Below are 4,740 nucleotides of genomic sequence, written 5' to 3'. Positions count from 1 at the left end.
AGACGCCGCCGTCTTCTCCATCGTAGGAGGTGTCGAGTTTGATGCCGCTACGGGTGACGCCACCCCAGGTGAGTCCATACAGGCTGTCTTTGGCTCCGGCATAGGAGAGGTAGCTGTCGGTCACTGAGCGACGGGCGATTTCTATGCCGAGGCTGGCTCCGTCATCCGAGCCACTCCAGCGCAGGCCACCGACGATGTTCTGGACGGGGAAGCCGATGGGGCTGGAGCCGATGTCGGCACGCACGCCTGCCAGTTCATAACTGAGGTTGAGGGCGACGCCTTTGGCTTCCTGATCCAGACTGGCGACGTTGGAGAGGCCTTGCTGGCGGGCGATGGTGGTGAACGGGACTTTGGCGTATTTGGCACGTTCTACCAGGATGGCATTGCGGCCATACTGGCCGGCGATGTTGGTGTCGTTCAATGCCAGGGTGCCGGCGTCAGCCAGCACGGGGATAATTTTTAAGCCGAACTGGCCCAGGCCCAGGGTGCTGATCTGGGCTTCGATGGGCAGTTCTACGCCATTCAGGGCTGACAGGCCTTTTTCTCCACTGCGGGAGCGGCCTGCCACTTCGACTGTGACCTGGCTTTGGTTGAGTTCATTGATGGCGTCGATTTCTTTGAGCAGGGACGCTTCTTCCGGACTGACGTTGGTGCTCTGCGCGGGTTTGCCCAGCTTGCGTGCCGCTGAGATACTGCCTGTACCAGCGGGGTTGCTTGCATATGCGCTACCGCTGGAATAACCGCTTGTGCCTGAGGCTCCTCCTGCATTAGCAGCACCATTATTCGCAACCCCGTTGTTAACCGCGCTGGCTGCATATTGCTGCGGCACCGGTACTGGTGCTGCCGGGTAGCTGACTTTTGGTGGTACATAAGACGTGCCTGCCGATGCAGGTGCGGCTGCGGTCAGTGGGGTACGGGTTACTGTCGCTGGCGGTATCTGGTACACGGTGACAGCACCTGTGGAGGTACCTGTAACCGCGCCAGTATTCGTACCACCCCCACCCTGCACAATCGCAATCGAAGGATTAATTGCCGCCTGTTGTGGCAATAGTGCTGGTGCTGCTGAAGCAACTGGAACAACTGCCGCAGGCGCAACAGCAACCCTGGCCGGCAATTGGGGAATACTGGCCATTTGTTGTGGCACAGGCACAGGTGCCTGCGCAGCAACGGGCGAGGCCTTGCTTGCTGCGTTCGCCATCACGCTGGCAGGCAATTGGGGAATCACATATTGCGCCTGGGCTGGCTGCGCATACTGTGGTTGTGCGTATTGCTGCTGTGCATATTGTGGCTGTGCATATTGCGGTTGTGCATATTGCGGTTGTGCATATTGGGGTTGCACATACTGCGCCTGTGCAGGCGGGGCATATTGCGGCTGCGCGTACTGTGGAGCAGCCTGTTGCATGGGTACGCCTACCGGCGCAAAAATCGCACTCTTGGAATTCGGTACCACGGCCTGTTGTGGCGCATAGGCTTGCGCAACTGGCACTGCCGCATTGCGGTCTGCAAAAGGATTCACCCTGAAATCATTGACGCCGGCGGCCTGTGCCGGCCCTACCAGGCGTATGCCATTCACGCCCTGGCCTGCTGCCGGACGCTGCGCCTGTTCCATCGCCAATGCCTGCCTGAAAAATTCCAGTGCCCGGGTATGATTACCCTGTGCCCTGGCGACATTACCAGCCAGTGAAATAATGCGCGGATTATCCGGCTGCAGGCGCATCAGAGTGGCCAGGTGTTCTTCTGCGCCAGTGAAATCCTTGTTCTGTATGGCGGCATACACCAGCGCCTGCAAGACTTCGGGATTGTCTGGTTCGGATTGCAAAACGCGGACATACAATTCCCTGGCAGAATCCGTGTCACCTGCCGATGTATAAATGCGTGCCAGGCTCAGCAGCAACAGGCTGTCATCCGGGTCGGCCAACAACATGGGCTGGATATAGTTGAACGAGGTCGCAAAGTCCCCTGCTTCACGCGCACGTTCTGAATAACGCATGGACAAGATACGTTGCAGGTCTTTGTAATCGCCCACTTCTTCAGCCGTCAGGCGCGGCATGTCAGCAACTTTGCGCATCACGGCCAGTAGTTCAGCTTCCTGATTGGCGCGCAGCAAGGCCATACCATATTGCAGCATCAAACCAGCCGAAGGATTAGGTGTAGTGTCCACTGCGCGTTTAATCAATGCCAGGCCATGGGCAGGATCACCAACCTTCATGTGGAAGGCAGCAACAATGCCGATAAATTCGGCATCGTTACCTGCAGTACTTTCTATCACGCCCAGCAGTTCACGCGCGCGGGCAATATCACCACGATTGGCAAAGACATTCAGGCGGTCAATCTGTACCCGTATCCACATGCGCTTTTGCAGTTCGACCATTTCCGCCTTGCGGGCTGCGACAGGCACACGTTCAAGCGTCATCAGGCCTTCCCACCATAATTGCTGCATGGCGCTTAACAAGGCGCTGGCATAGAGGGCTTCGGCCTGCGGATTTTCTACATTGGCCATGGCATCCATCAGGGCACGTGCTGCGCCCGGCGCATTCTGGCGCAGGTAGATTTTTGCCAGCGCGATGCGCAGCCATGGATTGTCGGGGGTGATGAGAATCGCATCTTCCAAAGTAGCCTGGGCAGTGGCGATATCACCTGCCGCTTCGGCGGCCTTGGCCTTGTCCCACAACTGGGTAGATTTCAATTCGGACAGCACCGTCATTTGTCGTGGCGACATGGAAGAACTCAGATCTTCCAGATCCTTGATGCGTTTTTGCTGGGCCAGCAGGCCGATCAGGCTGTCGAGTGCACCCTGATTTTTGGGTTCCTGTTTCAAGACCTGGCGGAAATTGGCTTCGGCACCAGTGGCATCATTTTCTGCCAGCAAGGCTTCGCCCAGTTGCAGAATGCCGACAGCTTCCCTGGGGTCCATTTCCACCGCTTTGCGCAGCAGGGCAATACCTTTGGCGCTGTTGCTGTCCTCAAAGGCGCTGCGTGCATCACCTATCAGGCCCCAGTAATTGGCGCGGTCAGATGCCTGCTTCCACTGGTCCTTGCGATTGGCTGGCGACAATTCCACTGCTTTGTGCAACAGCGTGCGTGATTCGGCAAATTCATCCTGGCGCATTTTCACCAGGCCCATGCCGCCATAACCGGCGGAATCTCTGGGATGGGATTTGATCAGGGCCTGGAAAGCTGCTTCTGCAGTCTTGAGGTCGTTGTCATCCAGTGCCTTGAAGGCGGCAGTGCGGGCCTTGTCCAGCGAATCACCGCTGCCAGCTTTGGTTTCGGATTTTGCAGCAGTTTTCTTTTCAGCCCTGGTTTCGGTTTTTTTAGCGAGCCTGGATTCTGTCTTGGATTCGGATTTAGATTCCGCTTTAGGTTCCGATTTAGATTCCGCCTTGACTTCCTCTTTTGAAGCAGCTTCGATTTTCTGTTTGCTTTCTGCCGTCGCCTTGACGGCAGTATTCTGCTTGGCCTCTGCCATCACTTTGGCTGGATTGGCTTTTTCTTCCACTGCGGCGGTCGCTGCCGGGCGGTTTAAATTGGCCAGGCGGTCCTTGATGACCTGGTCATCTGGAAACTTGTCGAGGTAACGGCGGAAATGTTTGACGTTTTCATTCTTGACACCCATCCAGGTCAGGGCCTGGCGCCACGATTCAGCCGCCGGTTTGGCAACATCGCCCCTGCTGGTTAATTGTTCCAGTGCAGCAATGCCTTCCAGACGGGTCGGTTCACGATATGTCAGTACCTGGGCATACGCCAGCGCATAGCGGGCATTGCCAGGATTCTCATTCTTGATTTTTTCCAGCCCACGCTTGGCATCCGGGTAACCAGCCTTGGTACCTGCCAGCACCTGATAATATTCAAACGCGGCATCGCCCTTGAGCTTGGACGGGTCACCCATGATCTTATAGGCTTCCACCGCACTGTCAGCGTCACCCTGCTGGGCCAGCTTGCGGGCATTGTCCAATTGCCCTACACCGCCATTGTTGCCGCGCCGCAGCGCTTCTTCGGCAGTGCGTAACTGATTGGTGCTGGTCTGTGCACCTTTCAATTTACCGTAATAGGATTTGGCCAGATCGGCATTGCCAGCCCTGGCTTCATAAATCACCAGTGCCAGCAAGGCCTCGGCATTGGCGGGTTCAATCTTGAGTATCTTGCGCCAGGAATCGGCAGCGTTTTCATCCTTGCCACGCTGTGCCCAGAATTGCGCCTGCTCTTTCAATTGTTGCGTCAAAGGAGAATTCGCGAGCGCAGTCCCGCTTTCCAGATAGACCGTCAAAAGCGCCAATACCAACGCTTTCTTCTTAAAAATCATTCATTTCCCCTATTGACCGCCTGGCAGTACTTTTTGCGGCATGGTGCAGTGACATATTGCAGCGATGTCTTAAACACAAAAAGCATATTTCCTTCATTTTGAAGTATGCCGGGATAAATAGGAAGCGCATGTTAAGCAGCAATTGTAAATCTATTGTAAATATGTAAAAAAACCGCCAGATACTGGCGGTTTTTTTATCTGCTACCCGAATACAACAGGCTTAATTTCCGGAATAATAAGGTTTAGGAGTAACCGGTGGGAAGGCAACCGGGGACTTTCTGGTCTCGAAACTATAGCGCAGGTACACCGCCGCCGCCGCATCGTTGAAGTCTCCCGAGTTGTCTGCCGTTAAACGGCCTCCCAGGAATAAATGCGGGGTCAGCTGGTATTCTGCCGCACCATTGATCTTGAAGGCGAACGCGGACCTCGTTTGCCCA

2 protein-coding genes are annotated in these 4,740 nt (G+C 55.7%); both read right to left on the bottom strand.

Features of this window, described 5'->3' with window-relative positions:
• Positions 1–4,303: cellulose synthase subunit BcsC-related outer membrane protein (locus H8L32_RS27160; RefSeq protein ID WP_186950998.1), on the bottom strand; the 4,303-nt coding region annotated here is incomplete at its 3' end.
• 220 nt (positions 4,304–4,523) lie between these two features.
• Positions 4,524–4,740, bottom strand: a 217-nt coding sequence (locus H8L32_RS27155) for a cellulose synthase subunit BcsC-related outer membrane protein (RefSeq protein WP_186950997.1), incomplete at its 5' end; no start/stop codon positions are given.

This window comes from Undibacterium hunanense, assembly GCF_014284335.1.
GTDB lineage: Bacteria > Pseudomonadota > Gammaproteobacteria > Burkholderiales > Burkholderiaceae_D > Undibacterium > Undibacterium hunanense.
The sequence above is the reverse complement of the archived record's forward strand: the minus strand, read 5'-3'. Positions and strand labels throughout refer to the sequence as shown.